The sequence below is a fragment of the Pseudomonas fluorescens genome (assembly GCF_005938625.1).
In the GTDB taxonomy this organism is placed as follows: Bacteria; Pseudomonadota; Gammaproteobacteria; order Pseudomonadales; family Pseudomonadaceae; genus Aquipseudomonas; species Aquipseudomonas fluorescens_BD.
On record NZ_VCNJ01000034.1, the window covers coordinates 59708 to 75477 of the forward strand.

General features: G+C 60.1%; 13 protein-coding genes. 5 read left to right on the plus strand and 8 right to left on the minus strand.

The window, feature by feature from the left end; all coding sequences use genetic code 11:
* Window positions 1-302 precede the first annotated feature (302 nt).
* Genes FGA82_RS21145 through FGA82_RS21155 form a run of 3 tightly spaced genes read left to right on the plus strand, consistent with a single transcriptional unit; the run spans window position 303 to window position 5778 of the window.
* Window positions 303-1547 carry an exonuclease SbcCD subunit D C-terminal domain-containing protein gene (locus FGA82_RS21145; RefSeq protein WP_141128594.1) on the plus strand — a complete coding sequence of 415 codons (1245 nt, stop codon included), beginning with the start codon at window positions 303-305 and terminating at the stop codon, window positions 1545-1547.
* Entirely contained in the window at window positions 1544-5185 is a 3642-nt protein-coding gene (locus tag FGA82_RS21150) for an AAA family ATPase (RefSeq protein ID WP_141128595.1), read from the plus strand. The genes FGA82_RS21145 and FGA82_RS21150 overlap by 4 nt, the downstream gene beginning before the upstream one ends.
* A complete protein-coding gene (locus FGA82_RS21155) occupies window positions 5182-5778 on the plus strand; it encodes a glutathione S-transferase (protein WP_141128596.1) in 597 nt (198 codons plus the stop codon). Before FGA82_RS21150 ends, FGA82_RS21155 begins: the two co-directional genes overlap by 4 nt.
* Window positions 5779-5903: 125 nt before the next feature.
* On the opposite strand, the gene FGA82_RS21160 is transcribed toward FGA82_RS21155, so the two are convergent.
* The 8 genes from FGA82_RS21160 to FGA82_RS21200 all read right to left on the minus strand — a co-directional run bounded on the left by FGA82_RS21160 (window position 5904) and on the right by FGA82_RS21200 (window position 12744).
* A complete protein-coding gene (locus tag FGA82_RS21160) occupies window positions 5904-6161 on the minus strand; it encodes a hypothetical protein (RefSeq protein ID WP_141128597.1) in 258 nt (85 codons plus the stop codon).
* The gene (locus FGA82_RS21165) at window positions 6158-6370 is read right to left on the minus strand and encodes a hypothetical protein (RefSeq protein WP_141128598.1); all 213 of its coding nucleotides are present in this window, start codon (window positions 6368-6370) and stop codon (window positions 6158-6160) included. Before FGA82_RS21165 ends, FGA82_RS21160 begins: the two co-directional genes overlap by 4 nt.
* A 357-nt stretch (window positions 6371-6727) precedes the next feature.
* Complete coding sequence (locus tag FGA82_RS21170; RefSeq protein WP_007917967.1) at window positions 6728-6907, minus strand: hypothetical protein; 180 nt, start codon at window positions 6905-6907, stop codon at window positions 6728-6730.
* A gap of 156 nt (window positions 6908-7063) precedes the next feature.
* Complete coding sequence (locus FGA82_RS21175) at window positions 7064-8239, minus strand: lactonase family protein (RefSeq protein WP_141128599.1); 1176 nt, start codon at window positions 8237-8239, stop codon at window positions 7064-7066.
* The gene (locus tag FGA82_RS21180; protein WP_008088034.1) at window positions 8226-8537 is read right to left on the minus strand and encodes a DUF5629 family protein; all 312 of its coding nucleotides are present in this window, start codon (window positions 8535-8537) and stop codon (window positions 8226-8228) included. The genes FGA82_RS21175 and FGA82_RS21180 overlap by 14 nt, the downstream gene beginning before the upstream one ends.
* Before the next feature lie 155 nt (window positions 8538-8692).
* Window positions 8693-10273 carry an aldehyde dehydrogenase (NADP(+)) gene (locus FGA82_RS21185; RefSeq protein ID WP_141128600.1) on the minus strand — a complete coding sequence of 527 codons (1581 nt, stop codon included), beginning with the start codon at window positions 10271-10273 and terminating at the stop codon, window positions 8693-8695.
* A gap of 9 nt (window positions 10274-10282) precedes the next feature.
* Window positions 10283-11275, minus strand: a complete 993-nt coding sequence (gene araD1, locus FGA82_RS21190; RefSeq protein WP_141128601.1) for an AraD1 family protein — start codon at window positions 11273-11275, stop codon at window positions 10283-10285.
* A 146-nt stretch (window positions 11276-11421) separates the two neighbouring features.
* Window positions 11422-12744: an MFS transporter gene (locus FGA82_RS21200; RefSeq protein WP_141128602.1), complete on the minus strand. Its 1323-nt coding sequence runs from the start codon at window positions 12742-12744 to the stop codon at window positions 11422-11424.
* Window positions 12745-12937: 193 nt separating this feature from the next.
* On the opposite strand from FGA82_RS21200, the gene FGA82_RS21205 reads away from it, so the two are divergent.
* Window positions 12938-14674, plus strand: coding sequence for an IlvD/Edd family dehydratase (locus FGA82_RS21205; RefSeq protein ID WP_038368108.1), 1737 nt, complete (start codon window positions 12938-12940; stop codon window positions 14672-14674).
* A gap of 185 nt (window positions 14675-14859) precedes the next feature.
* Window positions 14860-15579 carry a FadR/GntR family transcriptional regulator gene (locus tag FGA82_RS21210; protein WP_141128603.1) on the plus strand — a complete coding sequence of 240 codons (720 nt, stop codon included), beginning with the start codon at window positions 14860-14862 and terminating at the stop codon, window positions 15577-15579.
* Window positions 15580-15770 lie beyond the last annotated feature (191 nt).

Consider the following 15770-nt stretch of genomic DNA (forward strand, 5'->3'; position numbering starts at 1 on the left):
AGGGAAATGACGTAATGACAGTCGATCACGGACCAGACTGTGGAAGGTCCGATCGCACCTTTACAGTTGCGCACTAGTATCAAAATAGTGGCGCGATATTAGATGGCCACTATTTTGGCGTCAATTATTAGATGCGCCGAACCGTGGATTCGATCAGCGCAATCAGGCAAACCGTACCTGTGCGAATAGTCCTTGGCCTGCACAACAAGCCCCCCCGCCGCAATAATCTGTAAACTCTCCCCTCTTTCGCCGCCCTTCATTTCCTCGCGGCCATCACCTCTTTAATTGTTGCGGAGTCCGCCTTGCGTCTGTTCCACACCTCCGACTGGCACCTTGGGCAAAACCTGCACGGCCAGGAGCGCGATTTCGAGCACGCCTGTTTTCTCGAATGGCTGCTGCGCCAACTGCAACTGGCGCAGCCGGATGTGCTGCTGATTGCCGGGGACATCTTTGACACGGTCAATCCTCCGGTCAAAGCCCAGGAACGCCTCTACGATTTCATCGTCAGCGCCCACGAACAGCAGCCGTTGCTGACCATCGTGATGATCGCCGGCAACCACGACTCCGGTTCACGGATCGAACTGCCCGCGCCGTTGATGCGCCGTTTGCGCACGCATGCGTTGGGACGGGTGTTGTGGCTGGATGACGGGCAATTGAATGCCGAACGCCTGCTGCTGCCGTTGCCGGACAACACCGGCGAAGTCGCCGCGTGGTGCCTGGCGCTGCCGTTTCTGCGCCCGGCGGAGGTAACTGGCGCGCATCTGGGCGACAACTATCTGCGCGGCATCGGTCAGGTGCATGAATGGCTGATCGAAGCGGCCAACGCCAAGCGCCAACCCGGTCAGGCGCTGATCGCCATCAGCCACGCGCACATGGCTGGCGGTTCGGTGTCGGAAGACTCCGAGCGCAGCCTGATCATCGGCAACGCCGAAGCCCTGCCCGCCAGTCTGTTCGGGCCGAGCATCAGCTATGTCGCCCTCGGCCATTTGCACAAGCCGCAGAAGGTCAACGGTGAAGAGCGCATCCGCTACAGCGGCTCGCCGATACCGCTGTCGTTTTCGGAAATCAGCTATCAGCACCAGATTCTCGACGTCACCCTCGATGGCGAAACCCTGGTCAGTGTCGAGCCGAAACTGATCCCGCGTTCGGTCAACCTGCAACGCATCGGCCCGGCACCGCTGGCGGAAATCCTGCTGCAACTGGCCGATCTGCCGAACATCGATCTGCTCGCCGAAACCCAGCGTCAGCCGTGGCTGGAAGTGCGCGTAACCCTCGACGAGCCGCAACCGGATCTACGCCATCAAGTGGAAAGCGCTCTGCAAGGCAAAGCCGTGCGCCTGGTGCGTATCGCTGCCGAGTACGCCGGTAACCGTGGCGCTGACGGCGTCGAAGATGGCACCGCGCTGATCGAACTCGACCAACTCACCCCGCAGGAATTGTTCAGCCGCGCCTGGCTGGACAACTACGGCAACGAGGTCGATGAACAGACGCTGAAGGACTTCGCCGAACTGCTGCAGGACGTACAACTGGAGGGCGAGCAGCCATGAAGATTCTCGCCATACGCTTGAAAAACCTTGCCTCGCTCGCCGGCCCGTTCGAGATCGATTTCACCGCTGAGCCGTTGGCCAGCGCCGGTTTATTCGCCATCACCGGCCCGACCGGCGCCGGTAAAAGCACCCTGCTCGACGCCTTGTGCCTGGCGCTGTTCGGCGCCGTGCCGCGTCTGAACAACACCGGCCGCGACGCGAAAGTCCCGGATGCTGACGGCGAAATCGCCACCGGCGACCCGCGCACTCTGCTGCGTCGCGGCACCGGCGAAGGTTATGCCGAAGTGGATTTCGTCGGTGTCGATGGCCGTCGTTATCGGGCTCGCTGGGAAGCCAACCGCGCCCGTGAGAAGGCCAGCGGCAAGCTGCAGGCCAGTCGTCAGAGCCTGCGCGACATCGATCAGGATCAATTGCTCGCCAGCCAGAAAGGCGAATACAAAACTCAGCTGGAAGCTGCGCTCGGCCTGAACTTCGAACAGTTCACCCGCGCTGTATTGCTGGCGCAGAGCGAGTTCAGCGCGTTCCTCAAGGCTGACGACAACGACCGCAGCGAACTGCTGGAAAAACTCACGGACACCGCGCTGTACACCCGCCTCGGCCGCCGCGCCTTCGACAAGACCAAAGAGGCCCGCGAAGCGCACAAGCTGTTGCAGGATCAGGCCACCGGCGTGACCCCGTTGGCACCCGAAGCCCGGGCCGAGCTGGATGAGCGCTTCAATGCTGCGCAACAGCAAATGAAGTTGCAGCAGGCGCAGCTCAAACAGCTTGAGCAACAGCACAGCTGGCTCAAGGATTTGCGTGTGTTGCAAGACGCGCAGCAAGCCGCCAACGAGCAATTGCACAGTGCACAGCAGCAATCGGAAAGTCTGGCCGGCGAGCGGGTGAAACTGACGCGACTGGAGCAGCTCGGCCCGCAGCGGCACCAGTTCGCGCGTAAAACCGAACTCGATGTGCTGCTGACGCCATTGGCCGCACAGATTGCTGCGCACACACAGCAACACACCGAGCTGACCGAGCGCCAAACGCAACTGGAGCAGAGCCTCGAAACGGCGAAAGTCGCCCTGAGCAACGCGCTACAGCGACAGAGCGAAAACGCGCCGCTGTTGCGTCAGGCCTTTGAAGAGCAAAGCACCCTCGCCCGTCTGGCCAACGAGGTCGCCCAAAGCGCCGAAGCCAGGCTCAACGCGCAGCAGGCTTGCACTGATGGCCAAAACGCCATTCAAGCCTTGCTGGAAAAACAGACCCAGGTCGCCGAACGCCTGCAACGCATCGCCGCCGAACTTGAGCAAAGTGCCCATCTGGCGCCACTGAGCGATGCATGGAATGCCTACCGCGATCGCCTGCAACAGCTGATGCTGATCGGCAACCGCTTGAACAAAGGCCAAGCGGAACTGGCGAGTCTCGAAGAAAACGCCACGCGTAGCTCCACAGAGCTGACAACACAGAAACAGCAACTGGAAGTGCTGTTCAAAGAGGCCGGCGCCGAACCTGATGCGGTCACCGAGCAGATCGGCATCCTCGGCACGCTGCTGCAGGACAACCGTAAGCAACTGCGCGCGTTCGAAGACCTGTCGCGCCTGTGGGCCACGCAGCAGGATCTCGACAAGCGCAGCAGCGAACTACAACAACGCCAGCTCAGCGCCCAGCAGGAACGCGAGCGCCTGACCCAGGACGGCGTAAAAACCAAGGCCGAGCTGACCGTCGCCGAGCAAACCCTCAACGTCACCCGCGAACTGCTTGAACGTCAGCGCGTGGCGCGCAGTGCCAGCGTCGAAGAGTTGCGCGCGCAGTTGCAGGACGATCAGCCGTGCCCGGTCTGCGGCAGCAACGAGCATCCGTATCATCAACCCGAAGCGTTGCTACAAAGCCTTGGTCGCCACGATGAAAGCGAACAGGCCAACGCCCAGCAGGTGGTCGATCAGCTCAAGGAAAAGCTCATCGAGCTGCGCGCCGAAGTCGGTGGCGTGATTGCACAACAGAAAGAACTGCTGCAACAGCAAGAACAACTGGCGACCCAGCAGCAGGCATTGGCGCCGAGCCTCGACGCGCATCCGCTGGCCGCGCAGTTGTTCAATCAGAACGCCGACAAGCGCGATGCCTGGCTCGCCCGGCAAAACGAGCAACTGAACCAGAGTATCACTCAGGACGAACAACGCCAGAGCGCCCTGCTCACCTTGCAACAGGATGCCGCGCGTCTGACCCAGCAATTGCGTCAGGCAGAAACTGCGCATCAACAAGCAGCGCAGAACCTCAACAATCAGCAACGCGAATTGAGCAGCGACCGTCAGCGCCTCGACGAAGAACTCACCGCGTTCGGCAATCTGCTGCCGGCCGACACCCTTGAAGCCTTGCGCCAGGAACCGGCGGCGACATTCATGCAGCTAGACCGACAGATCGCCGAGCGCCTGGCGCAAGTCGATCAGCAGAAGGAAGAACAGGCCGAGCAGCAACAGCGGCAACAGACGCTGGAGAAAGAGCAGGATCGCCAGCAGACCCGTGCTCAGCAGTTGCTCAGCGCCGAACAGCAATTCACTGCACTGACCGAACAGCAGCAGACCTGCCAGCAAAAAATGGCGCAACTGCTCGGCGAGCACAGCAGCGCCGAACACTGGCAGCAGCAGCTTGAGCAAGCGGTTGAACAGGCACGTAACGCCGAAACCGGCACCGCGCAGGAACTGCAGAACGTGCGCACACAACTTGTGCAGATCGCCGCCGAACTCAAGGCGCAACAGGAGCGCTTGCAAGCGCTGCAAAACGAAGAACAGGATCTGGCCGGCAAGATTGCCGACTGGCGCGCCCGTCACCCGGAGCTGGATGACGGTGGCCTCGAAGATCTGTTGCGAGTCGATGACGCGCAAGTCGCCGAACTGCGCCAGCGCTTGCAGCACAACGAGAAAGCCATCGAACAGGCCAAGGTATTGCTGCAGGAGCGTGATCGTTTGTTGCTCGATCATCAGGCTCAACACAACGACAACCTGGATGCCGAACAACTGGCCAGCGCCCTCGCCGACCTGCAAAACCAGTTCACCGTCAGCGAGCAACAGTGCGCCGAGTTGCGCGCTGAACAAGTCGAAGACCAGCGCCGACAGAACGCCAATCAGGCACTGGCGCAGCAGATCACCTCGGCGTATGCCGAGTACCAGCGCTGGGCGCGACTCAGTGCCTTGATCGGCTCGGCCACCGGCGACACCTTCCGCAAGATTGCCCAGGCTTACAACCTCGACTTGCTGGTGCATCACGCCAACGTGCAACTGCGCCAACTGGTCAAACGCTATCGCTTGAAACGCGGCGGCAGCATGCTCGGCTTGCTGGTGATGGACACCGAAATGGGCGACGAACTGCGCTCCGTGCATTCGTTGTCCGGTGGCGAGACGTTCCTGGTGTCGTTGGCGTTGGCGTTGGGTCTGGCATCGATGGCGTCGAGCACGCTGAAGATTGAATCGCTGTTTATTGATGAAGGCTTTGGCAGCCTCGATCCGGAGTCGCTGCAACTGGCGATGGATGCGCTCGATGGCTTGCAGGCGCAGGGCCGCAAGGTCGCGGTGATTTCCCACGTACAGGAAATGCACGAGCGGATTCCGGTGCAGATTCAGGTGCAGCGTCAGGGCAACGGGTTAAGCACGCTGGAGGTGAAATGAACACGCTGTATTCCTTCCGCCGCTGCCCGTACGCCATGCGTGCGCGAATGGCGCTGCGTTATTCGGGCGTGGCGGTGGACATTGTCGAGGTCAGCCTCAAAGCGAAACCGGCGGAGATGTTGGCGATCTCGCCAAAAGGCACGGTGCCGGTGCTGGATGCCGGTGGGCGGGTGATTGATGAGAGCCTGGAGATCATGCGCTGGGCGTTGGCGCAGAATGATCCGGATGACTGGCTACTCGACGGGGACTCGTTCGGGGCGTTATGGATGGACAAGCTGATTCAGGGCAACGATCAAGTGTTCAAGGTGCACCTGAATCGCTACAAGTACGCCGAGCGCTATCCCGAACAGCGGATGGAGGTTTATCGGGCTGAGGGCGCGTTGTTTTTGCAGAAGCTGGATGAGTTGCTGACGGATCGCGATTATTTGCTGGCCGAGCACTTGAGTCTGGCGGATGTGGCATTACTGCCGTTCGTTCGGCAGTTTGCACATGTGGATCGCGAGTGGTTTGCGCAGACGCCCTATGTTCGCTTACAAGCCTGGTTGCAGCGTTTCCTCGAGTCCGAGCTCTTCACTTCGATCATGAAGAAATAACCCTTACCTTCCTGCTTTGATCGTTCCCACGCTCTGCGTGTGAATGCCTCAAGGGACGCTCTGCGTTCCAATCGGACGCGGAGCGTCCGGGGCTGCATTCCCACGCGGAGCGTGGGAACGATCAGTCAGGCCAGCGCTTGGCACATGCCGAGTGCCATGCAATCTATCTCGAATGGCCCGAGAAAGTCGGCCGAGACTTTCACCGGCGGATTGCCGGCCATCAGCCCCAAGGTATTCGCCCGTTCGATGTTGTGCGCGATATTGTGATTGGCCTCTATGGCTCTGGCCAATGCGCCCACCGAGCCCTGGCCGATACCCAATAATGAAGCGCCGTTGGTGAAAAACGCCAAACCGGCGACTACCCAAAGTCTGTAGCCTTTCATGCGCCGCCGACTCCCGCGAGTTCGGCCCGGTCGACCATCACGCTTTGCGAGCGGACTTCGAACTGGATGCCGGGGTGAGCGACTTGAATTGGCGCATCGAAGGTGTGTTCCATCTGCGAGGCGATGCTGACGACCAACACCACGGCCAGGTACAGACCAATGGCCAGATAGGCGCCGCGTTTGGCTGAATGAATGATTGCGCTGGCCATGGTGTTCTCCCGTGGGCATGTTTCGATGCCCACAGAATCAATCAAAAAAGCCGCGCTAACCACTCAGGGTTTGCCATAGTAAACATCAGCTTCGTTGATTATTTAGCCAGTCTATTTGCGTGCTTGAAGAAACCTATCGTGCCGCGAAAAACACACGCACACGTGTAGGAGCTGCCGAAGGCTGCGATCTGATCGTTCCCATGCTCAGCGTGGGAATGCCTCTTGGGACGCTCTGCGTCCAGTGACGCGGAGCGTCACGGGCTGCGTTCCCACGCGGAGCGTGGGAACGATCCCAAGGGCTAGATCAAGACTGCAGCCTTCGGCAGCTCCTACAGGGAGTTGTTCGAAGCAGGCATTTCAGTGTTGGGCTTTGTGATCCAGGGCGGCGTAGAAGTTGGCGCTCTGTTGCAGGTATTTCTGGGTGTAGCTCTGGGTGTGGGATTTTTTGCTGTTGATTTCGACGTTGGCGCTGGCTGGCAGTACAACGGTGGCGGAGATGGCGGAAGCGGCAATAACGGAGAAGAGATTGAAGTTCATGGCGGTAACCCTCGTGTTCGGTTGGCTTGCTTGCCCGGTTGGGCTGTGGAGCAAACTTAACGCTCGAGGGTTGATCGCTTGAAATGCTTTGTAGCATTACCGGATATCAGCGCGATTAATACAACGAGACAGGCCCCGCAATCCGGGGCCTGTGGCTTATTGTCGCACTAGAAACTTGAGGTCACTGGGTGCGTCCATCGCCAGTTTCTGCACGGTTTTGCCGAGCAGACCGGTCTTGCCATCGCGCTCGACGACGACAATTTCGTTGCTCTTCTGGTTGGCGATCAGCAGGAATTTGCCACTCGGGTCGAGGCTGAACTCGCGTGGGTGATCACCTTCCACCGAACGTTTTTGCAGCTCTTTGAGCTGGCCGGTTGCCGGATCAATCGCGAACACCACCAGTTGATTGGCGGTACCTCGGTTGCTGACGTAGAGGAACTTGCCATCGGCCGAGGCATGCAGCGCGGCGCCGGCCTTGTCCGAGGTCGGCTGGCCGGCGGCCAGATCGACCAGTTGCGTCTGGGTCAGCACGCCATCGTGGTAATCGAACACCGCGACCTGCGCGCTCATTTCCATGGTCAGCCAGGCGTGTTTGCCGTCAGCGCTGAACAGCAGATGACGCGGGCCGCTACCGGCTGGCAAGCTCACTGCGGCGGTCATCGCCGGCGTCAGCGGCAAGTCCGGGTTGGCCTTTGGATCGAACAGGTAGACGAAGACCTTGTCCGCGCCCAGATCGTTGGAGAACACGTAGCGGCCGTCAGGCGAAGAAACCGTCGAGTGCACGTGGTTGGAGGCCTGGCGCTCAGGATTGACCCGGCTCGCCGGGTGCGCGCTCATCTGCACGACGGGTTTGAGCTTGCCGTCGGCACCGACCGGCAATACCGCCAGCGTTCCGCCCGGATCTTCCATCACCGAATAGTTGCTGACGAACAAGTGGCTGGCATCACCGCTGAGGCTCGAATGGGTCGGCTCGTTACCCAGGCTTTGCACTTGATTGATCAGGGTCAGCGTGTGGGTTTTCGGATCAATCGAATAGCTGCTGACACGGCCGACCGGGTCTTTCTGGCCCGGGCCGTTTTCGTTGACCACAAACAGGCGATGCTGGTCTTTGGAGAGGGTCAGCCATGACGGGTTTTCGCTCTTGACCACCTGCAGCGGTTTGGCGGCGATCTGGCCAGTGGCACTGTCGAAGTTCATGCGATAGATGCCTTGGCTGGTGTTGGCGGTGTAGGAACCGACCAGCAGCTGGAAGTTCTCGGCGGATGCGCTGGAAAGCCCCATGGCACCGACGCTGCCGGCCATCAGCAGCGGCCAGAATTTACGCATTTTCATCAGTGTCATCCTCGTCGTCGCTGCTGCTGACTACATCGCCATGACAAACCAGGCGATGTTCGCCGATCGCTTTGGTCTCATTGAAATAACCGACGATCAGCCAGCTTTGCAGTGAGTCATCAAATGTTGCCGCTGCAACCTGAGCCGGCGTGAATTCCCAATGCTTGGCCGCTCGGCCATCGATGCATTCGATGTGCAGGTTGTCGTCTTCATCGAGGGCGAATTCGAAGGCGTGCAGGCCGTCGATTTCGACCATACCGCAGTGTTCGAGGGCGTTGAGAAGGGTTTGGGCAGTCATGGCAAACAGTCTTTCTAGGGGGGAAAGGGCCAATGATAGCTCATGGCGCCCCACTCCCCCTGTAGGAGCTGCCGAAGGCTGCGATCTTTTGATTTTGTTTTTAAGATCAAGATCAAAAGATCGCAGCCTTCGGCAGCTCCTACAGGGGTACCGTGTCAGAGGGCTTCGCGGCCAGGCTTGCCATCGACGAGGCGCTGGATGCGCAACGGGTTGGCGTTTTTCAGCGGCTCCGGCAGCAAGCTGTCCGGGTAGTTCTGGAAGCACACCGGACGCAGGAAGCGATCGATGGCCAGCGTCCCGACGGAGGTGCCGCGCGCATCGGACGTTGCCGGATAAGGCCCGCCGTGCACCATCGAATCACACACTTCAACACCGGTCGGATAACCGTTGAGCAGAATCCGCCCAACCTTCTGTTCCAGCAGCGGTGTCAGTTCAGCAAACTGTTCGAAGTCCGTCAGCTCACCAATGATCGTCGCGGTCAGTTGCCCGTGCAGGCCATGCAGCGCAGCGCTGAGTTGCGCCTTGTCCGCCACCTCGACAATCACCGTGGTCGGGCCGAACACTTCTTCCTGCAGCACTTCATCGCCATCGATCAACAGGCTGACGTCGGCCTTGAACAACTGCGGCTGCGCCTGATTGCCCTGCTGCGGATTACCCGCCAGATGTTCAATGCCGGAATGCGCCAGCAGCTTCTGCAAGCCTTTGCCGTAGCTGCCGAGGGTGCCGGCATTGAGCATGGTTTGCGCCGGTTGATCGCCGATCAAACCGGCGACCTGCTGCACGAACGCGCTGAACTGCGGCGAACGGATGCCGATCACCAGACCGGGATTGGTACAGAACTGGCCACAGCCCTGCACCACCGAAGCGGTCAGGTCGCGGGCAACCGTTTCCGAACGCTCGGCAAGGGCCTGCGGCAAGATGATCACCGGGTTGATGCTCGACATCTCGGCAAACACCGGGATCGGTTGCGGGCGTGCAGCGGCCATGTCGCACAGTGCGCGTCCGCCCTTGAGCGAACCGGTGAAACCCACTGCCTGGATCGCCGGATGCTTGACCAGCCATTCGCCGACGCCACCGCCGTAGATCATGTTGAACACGCCTGCCGGCATTGCGGTTTTTTCGGCGGCGCGGATCAGCGCGTCGGCGACCAGCTCAGCCGTGGCCATGTGACCGCTGTGGGCCTTGAATATCACTGGGCAACCGGCGGCCAGCGCCGACGCGGTGTCGCCGCCAGCGGTGGAAAATGCCAATGGAAAGTTGCTTGCGCCGAACACCGCCACAGGGCCGAGGCCGATGCGGTATTGGCGTAGGTCCGGACGCGGCAACGGCTGACGATCCGGTAACGGCAGATCAATTCGCGCACCGTAAAAATCGCCCCGGCGCAGAACTTTGGCGAACAGACGCATCTGCCCGCTGGTGCGTCCGCGCTCGCCCTGAATCCGCCCGGCCGGCAACGCGGTTTCGCGGCAGACCACGGCAACGAAATCATCACCGAGGGCATCCAGCTCATCGGCAATCGCGTCAAGAAACTGCGCGCGGCGTTCGGCGCTGAGGCTGCGATAAGCAGGATACGCAGCAGCGGCGGCTTTGGCGGCGGCGTCGACCTCTTCAACCGTGGCCTGAATGAAATCGTGCGGCAACTGTTCGCCCGTCGTGGCATCGACCGATTGCAATTTGACGTTGCCAGCGGCGCTGCGCTGACCGCCGATGTAGTTGTGACCGAGAATCTGAGTCATGGGATCTCCTTAAAGGGTGCCGATGCTGTCCGGTTCAAAAGCCGCTGCGATCGGCACGATGCCGTTGACCAGCGGTGCGCCGAATTCGGCCTGGCTGATTTCGAACAGGTCGCCCGGTTGCGTGCGAATGCCATCGGCGAACGACAGGGTCGCGGTGCCGAAGAAGTGAATGTGCACGTCGCCCGGACGCAAGAACTGACGGTATTTGAAGTGGTGATATTCGAGGTTGGCGAGGCTGTGGCACATGTTCGCCTCACCGCTGAGAAACTCGTTCTGCCAGAGCACTTCACCGTTACGCAGGATGCGACTGGTGCCTGCCAGATGTTGAGGCAGTTCACCGGTACGAAGTTCCGGACCGTAGCTGCAACTGCGCAATTTCGAGTGCGCGAGGTACAGGTAATTCTTGCGTTCCATGACATGATCGGAGAACTCGTTGCCCACTGCGAAACCGAGGCGATAAGGCTTACCGTCGTGACCGATCACATAGAGGCCGGCCATTTCCGGTTCTTCGCCAGCGTCTTCGGCAAACGGAGGAACCGGGAAAGGTTGGCCCGGACGCACGACGATGCTGCCGTCACCCTTGTAGAACCATTCCGGTTGCACACCGGCCTGCCCCGCCGCCGGTTTGCCGCCCTCCACGCCCCATTTGAAAATGCGCATGGTGTCGGTCATCGTCGCTTCGTCGCCGGCCTGCTGGTGCATTTTGTCGCGGGCTGAAGCGCTGCCCAAATGGGTCAGGCCGGTGCCGCTGACCAGCATGTGTGCCGGGTCCGGATGGTCGAGTGGCGGCAGGATGCGCAGTTGCGCGAGCAGTTCGCTGTAGTCGTGGCTGATGCCGAGGCCGAGGGTTTGCACTTGCTGCTCAAGGGAGTGGCCGGCCTCGATGGCGGCCAGCGCCAGATCACGCACGCTGCGCGCGTCTTGCACCTCGCGCACCAGACCATCGTCGACAACGCCGACGCGGCGCTCGCCGTTGCTTAATTCTAATTGAACCAGATGCATGATTTTCTCCTGTGTTATTCGAAACACCGCCGCCCCCTTGTAGGAGTGAGCCTGCTCGCGATAGCGGTGTGTCAGTTGACAACTTTTTTACTGATACACCGCTATCGCGAGCAGGCTCACTCCTACAGGGGGCCGGTGTTGGTCTGTCAGGTGCGTGTGGCGCCTCTGGCGCTGGCGGCGAACTGGTCAACCGGCAGCACGTGTTTGCGTTCCAGTACGCGATAGACAACGCCCGTCAGGATCAGGCCAAACACCATCACCCCCGAGAGGAAATACAGGCCGGAACCTAGGTTGCCGGTGTATTCCTTCAACGCCCCAATCACAAACGGCCCGATGTACCCGCCCAGATTCCCCACCGAATTGATCAACGCAATCCCCGCCGCCGCACTCGCACCGGCAAAGAACCGTCCCGGCAAGGTCCAGAACACCGCCGTGCAGGAAAACAGCGCAAACGCCACCAGACACAGCGCCGCCAGTTGTGCCACCGGCAACGACAGCCACGCACTGAGGAACAGGCCAATCGCACCCAACACATACAGCACCGCCAAATGACCGTAACGATCATTCAAACGATCGGAACTGCGCGGCACGATCAGCAAGCCGATGATCCCGAAGATGTACGGCACCGACGACACGAAACCGGTGACCAGATCGCTGCCGCCAAACTGTTTGATCAACGTCGGTAACCATAGACCGAGGCCATAAATGCTCAACGTCACCGGCAGATAGAACAGCGCCAGCAGCAACACACGTTTGTCTTTCAACGCATGCAGCGGGTTGCCGTGACGGGTCTGGCCGTATGCCTGCAGATCCTTTTTCAGCTCGCCGGTCAGCCAGTCTTTTTCCGCCTGATCCATCCATTTCACTTGCTGTGGGCCGTCTGGTAACCAGCGCAGCACCGGCCAGGTCAGCAGGATCGCCGGGGTGCCGATGACGATGAACAACCACTGCCAGCCATGCAGGCCAAGGACGCCGTCCATGCCGAGCAAACCACCGGACACCGGGCCGGTGATCATCATCGCGATCGGTTGCGAGAGGATGAACAGTCCGAGGATCTTGCCGCGATGGCGCACCGGGAACCATTGGGTGATGTAGTAGAGAACGCCGGGGAAGAACCCCGCTTCGGCCGCGCCGAGCAGGAAGCGCATCACGTAGAAACTGTGTGGGCCCTGGACGAAGGCCATGCCGATGGTGATCGCGCCCCAGGTGATCATGATCCGCGCAAACCAGCGCCGCGCGCCAAAGCGTTCGAGCATCAGGTTGCTGGGGATTTCGAGGAGGAAGTAACCAATAAAGAACAGCCCGGCACCGAGGCCGTAGGCGGCGTCGCCGATACCGATGTCGGCGCCCATGTGCAGCTTGGCGAAGCCGACGGCGGAGCGATCCACATAGGCGATCAGGTACAGCAGGATCAGGAAGGGAATCAGTTTCAGCGTAATGCGCCGTATCAGCCGCAGTTCCTGGCTCATGAGATCGGTCTCCGATTGTTGTTTTTATAGAACCTCGGGGGACGCCTCTCACGGAAAACCGTCAGGGCCATCCCTCCGTCGAAAACGACTATATAGTAATACTAATTTACCAACAACACTTCCAAACCTAGGTTTTTGAGCTTAGATTAAGCCGTAGCTGGAACACTATAGTCATACAATAAGAGAATCGATCATGTCTGATAAGAAACCCACCCTGCGCTCCGCCCAATGGTTTGGCACGGCCGACAAGAACGGCTTCATGTACCGCAGCTGGATGAAGAATCAGGGCATCGCCGACCACCAGTTTCATGGCAAGCCGATCATCGGCATCTGCAACACCTGGTCGGAACTGACCCCGTGCAACGCGCACTTCCGGCAGATCGCGGAGCACGTTAAACGCGGGGTGATCGAGGCCGGTGGCTTCCCGGTGGAATTCCCGGTGTTCTCCAACGGCGAATCGAACCTGCGCCCGACCGCCATGCTCACCCGCAACCTGGCGAGCATGGACGTTGAAGAAGCGATTCGCGGCAACCCGATTGATGGTGTGGTGCTGCTGACCGGTTGCGACAAAACCACCCCGGCGCTGCTGATGGGCGCGGCCAGTTGCGACGTGCCGGCGATTGTTGTCACCGGCGGGCCGATGCTCAACGGCAAGCACAAAGGCAAGGACATCGGTTCCGGCACCGTGGTCTGGCAGCTCAGCGAGCAGGTCAAGGCGGGCACCATCACCATCGATGATTTCCTCGCGGCCGAGGGCGGCATGTCGCGTTCGGCGGGCACCTGCAACACCATGGGCACCGCATCGACGATGGCGTGCATGGCTGAAGCGTTGGGCACTTCGCTGCCGCACAACGCGGCGATTCCGGCGGTGGATGCACGACGTTATGTGCTGGCGCACATGTCCGGCATGCGTGCGGTGGAGATGGTTCGCGAAGACCTTCGTCTATCTAAGATCCTCACCAAGGAAGCTTTCGAAAACGCTATTCGGGTTAACGCGGCCATCGGTGGCTCAACCAACGCAGTGATTCACCTGAAAGCCATCGCCGGGCGCATCGGCGTTGAGCTGGATCTGGACGACTGGACGCGCATCGGTCGCGGCATGCCGACCATCGTCGACCTGCAACCGTCCGGGCGTTTCCTGATGGAGGAGTTCTATTACGCCGGTGGTTTGCCGGCGGTGTTGCGTCGTCTCGGTGAAGCCAATCTGATTCCCAATCCGAATGCGCTGACAGTGAACGGCAAGTCGATCGGCGAGAACACCAAGGACGCGCCGATCTATGGCGAAGACGAAGTGATCCGCACCCTCGACAATCCGATTCGCGCCGATGGCGGGATTTGTGTGTTGCGCGGCAATCTGGCACCACTCGGCGCAGTGCTCAAGCCCTCTGCCGCCACGCCGGAATTGATGCAGCATCGCGGCCGCGCGGTGGTGTTCGAGAACTTCGACATGTACAAAGCGCGAATCAACGATCCGGAGCTGGACGTCGACAAGGATTCGATTCTGGTGATGAAAAACTGCGGACCGAAGGGTTATCCGGGCATGGCTGAAGTCGGCAACATGGGTTTACCGGCCAAGCTGTTGGCGCAAGGTGTGACCGACATGGTGCGCATTTCCGATGCACGGATGAGCGGCACGGCGTACGGCACGGTAGTTTTGCACGTGGCGCCGGAAGCGGCGGCTGGCGGGCCTTTGGCGACGGTGAAGGAAGGCGACTGGATCGAGCTGGATTGCGCCACCGGGCGTTTGCACCTGGATATTCCGGATGCCGAACTGGCAGCGCGTATGGCCGATCTGCAGCCACCGCAGCAATTGTTAGTGGGCGGTTATCGTCAGCTGTACATCGACCATGTGCTGCAGGCGGATCAGGGTTGCGACTTTGACTTCCTCGTTGGTTGCCGAGGCGCCGAAGTGCCGCGCCACTCTCACTGATCACACAAATCCCTGTGGGAGCGAGCTTGCTCGCGAAGTCGGCGGTACATTCAACAGTTAAGTTGTTTGACCCACCGCTTTCGCGAGCAAGCTCGCTCCCACAGTTGTTCTTTACCCGCCTCAAGTTTGTGCCGTGCCTGCTATGATGCGCGGCATCTCCATCGCTCAGGATCGCGCCGTTCCCCATGGATTACCGCAAACCCTCCGACCGTAAAAGCATGCACTCGCGCATCGTCCAGGAACTGGGCATGCAGATCGTCTCCGGACGCTTTTTGCCCGACGACAAACTGCCCGCCGAAGCCTTGCTCTGCGAGGAGTACGCGGTCAGCCGGCCGGTGTTGCGCGAAGCCACGCGAGTATTGGTAGCCAAGGGTCTGGTGTATTCCAAGCCACGCGTCGGTACGGTGGTCAAGGCGCGCCGCGAATGGCACATGCTCGACCCGGATGTGCTGCACTGGTTGATGCAAAGCAGCCCGCAGAATGAGTTTTTCAATGTGCTGACCAGTGTGCGCAGCATTATTGAGCCGGCGGCAGCCGCCCTCGCCGCTCAGCATGCGACCGAGGCGGATATTGCTTCGATTGGTGAAGCGTACCAGCGCATGGAAGCGGCGCCGACGCCGGAAGCCTTGTTGCAGCCCGATCTGGATTTCCATAGCCGGATTGCCGATGCGACGCACAACGATTTGCTGGCGAACCTGTGCAATATGCTGTCGGTGGCGATTGCCGAGGCGTTGAAGCATTCGAATCAGCGGCCGAATCTGCATGAGCTGGCGTTGCCTCGGCACAAAGCAATTCTGACCGCCATCGAAAACCGTGATGCCCTTGGTGCTCGTCACGCAACGTTGGTGCAGCTGGATGATGCGCGCAGTGCGCTCAGCGTAGTGCTCGGCACAGAACTCACTTAAGGCTTGAGATCTTCTGCCCTCACCCTAGCCCTCTCCCAGAGGTAGAGGGGACCGATTGGGGGATATTCGAAATTTACGCCGACTTGAAAGATTTGCTGTGAATCCATAATCGACTGGCATCTCAAGTCGAGCGATTTGCTGTGAATCCATAATCAACTCGGCATCTCAAGTCGAGCGATTTGCTGTGAATC

What these genes read in the sequence shown, in the direction of transcription:
- FGA82_RS21150 (WP_141128595.1), top strand. Translation starts at nt 1,544, where the DNA reads ATGAAGATTCTCGCCATACGCTTGAAAAACCTTGCCTCGCTCGCCGGC.
- FGA82_RS21155 (WP_141128596.1), top strand. Translation starts at nt 5,182, where the DNA reads ATGAACACGCTGTATTCCTTCCGCCGCTGCCCGTACGCCATGCGTGCG.
- FGA82_RS21160 (WP_141128597.1), bottom strand. Translation starts at nt 6,161, where the DNA reads ATGAAAGGCTACAGACTTTGGGTAGTCGCCGGTTTGGCGTTTTTCACC.
- FGA82_RS21165 (WP_141128598.1), bottom strand. Translation starts at nt 6,370, where the DNA reads ATGGCCAGCGCAATCATTCATTCAGCCAAACGCGGCGCCTATCTGGCC.
- FGA82_RS21170 (WP_007917967.1), bottom strand. Translation starts at nt 6,907, where the DNA reads ATGAACTTCAATCTCTTCTCCGTTATTGCCGCTTCCGCCATCTCCGCC.
- FGA82_RS21175 (WP_141128599.1), bottom strand. Translation starts at nt 8,239, where the DNA reads ATGAAAATGCGTAAATTCTGGCCGCTGCTGATGGCCGGCAGCGTCGGT.
- FGA82_RS21180 (WP_008088034.1), bottom strand. Translation starts at nt 8,537, where the DNA reads ATGACTGCCCAAACCCTTCTCAACGCCCTCGAACACTGCGGTATGGTC.
- FGA82_RS21185 (WP_141128600.1), bottom strand. Translation starts at nt 10,273, where the DNA reads ATGACTCAGATTCTCGGTCACAACTACATCGGCGGTCAGCGCAGCGCC.
- araD1 (WP_141128601.1), bottom strand. Translation starts at nt 11,275, where the DNA reads ATGCATCTGGTTCAATTAGAATTAAGCAACGGCGAGCGCCGCGTCGGC.
- FGA82_RS21200 (WP_141128602.1), bottom strand. Translation starts at nt 12,744, where the DNA reads ATGAGCCAGGAACTGCGGCTGATACGGCGCATTACGCTGAAACTGATT.
- FGA82_RS21205 (WP_038368108.1), top strand. Translation starts at nt 12,938, where the DNA reads ATGTCTGATAAGAAACCCACCCTGCGCTCCGCCCAATGGTTTGGCACG.
- FGA82_RS21210 (WP_141128603.1), top strand. Translation starts at nt 14,860, where the DNA reads ATGGATTACCGCAAACCCTCCGACCGTAAAAGCATGCACTCGCGCATC.